Origin of the sequence: Salinicola salarius (genome assembly GCF_002179555.1) — a bacterium.
Taxonomy (GTDB): Bacteria; Pseudomonadota; Gammaproteobacteria; order Pseudomonadales; family Halomonadaceae; genus Salinicola; species Salinicola salarius_A.
In genome coordinates, this window is the sequence record NZ_NHOU01000101.1 from 1 (window position 1) to 1,445 (window position 1,445).

1 protein-coding gene is annotated in these 1,445 nt (G+C 62.6%); it reads left to right on the forward strand.

Annotation, left to right across the window (positions count from 1 at the left end):
• Window positions 1-1,445, forward strand: a 1,445-nt coding sequence (gene topB / locus CCD76_RS19295; RefSeq protein ID WP_143543352.1) for a DNA topoisomerase III, incomplete at both ends; no start/stop codon positions are given.

The following is a 1,445-nucleotide window of genomic DNA, read 5'->3' on the forward strand; positions in this document are numbered from 1 at the left end:
GCGGACTGGCTGGTCGGCATGAACCTGACTCGTGCGTTTTCGGTGCTGGCTCAGCAACAGGGCCATCAGGGCGTGTTGTCGGTGGGCCGCGTACAGACGCCGACGCTGGCTCTGGTCGTGAGACGGGATCAGAAGATCGCTAGCTTCGTGCCCAAGCCGTTCTGGGATGTGGTGGCGAACCTACAGCCGCAGGGTGGTCCGTTCCAGGCGAAGTGGCTGCCTGCCAACGCCAACTGGCTCGACGAGGAAGGCCGTTGCATCAATCAAGAGGCGGCGCGGACGATCGCGGCCCGGTGCCAGAGCGGCCAGGCTACGCTGGCATCCGTCGAGACATTGCGCAAACGTGAGGGCGCGCCCTTGGTAATGGACCTGGGCACCTTGCAGCAGGAGTGCTCGAAGCGCTTCGGCTTCGGTGCACAGCAGGTGCTCGACATCGCCCAGTCCCTCTACGAGACCCACAAGGCCACGAGCTACCCGCGTACCGATTGCCGCTACCTGCCGACATCGATGCTGTCCGAGATCGGGGCCGTCGTGACGGCGCTCCTGCATTCGGACGAGAAGCTCTCCCCGGTCATCGATCGACTGGACCAGACGCTCAAAAGTCGCGTGTGGAACGACAGCAAAATTACCGCTCACCACGGCATTATTCCTACCACAGCCCCCTGCCGGATCGATCGGATGAGCGAGGAGGAGTTCCGGGTTTACGATCTTATCCGTCGGCACTATCTGGCGCAGTTCCTGCACGTCCATGAGTACGACCAGACCGATGCGCGTCTGGATCTCGCTGGTGAGACGTTCGTGGCCTCGGGACGACAGGTGCGGGTCGAGGGCTGGAAAGCGCTATTCCCCCGAGGGAAGGGCAAAGGGCAGGACGGTGATGACGAGGAGGAGGAAGCGTCCGGCGCGCAGGCGCTCCCGCCTCTCCGTCAGGGGGAAAGCTGTACGGTCGTGGATCTCCTGGTGAAGGATCGCCAGACCCAGCCGCCGAAGCCATTCGCTGAAGGCACGTTGATCTCGGCGATGAAGAACGCGGCCCGATTCGTCACTGACGAACGTCTGCGCGCTAGGCTGCGAGAGAGCGCCGGTATTGGCACAGAGGCGACTCGTGCCGGCATCATCGAGATACTGCTCAAGCGAGGGTTCATTCGCAAGAAGGGGCGTACGATCGTTTCGACCCCGGTGGGGCAGGGGCTGATCGCGGTGCTACCGCCGCAGATCAGCAACCCTGGGATGACCGCATTGTGGGAACAGGCGCTGGACCAGGTGGCCGAGGGGACAATGACGCTGGATGATTTCATGGAGCGACAGAGCGTGCTGCTCGATAAGCTTATTGAGATCGCGCTCCAGCAGCCTCAGTTGAATCTGCCCGAGGCACTCAGCGAAACCTGTCCCAAGTGTCAGGCGAAAATGCGCAAGCGCAAGAGCAGCAATGGCCCCTTCTGGTC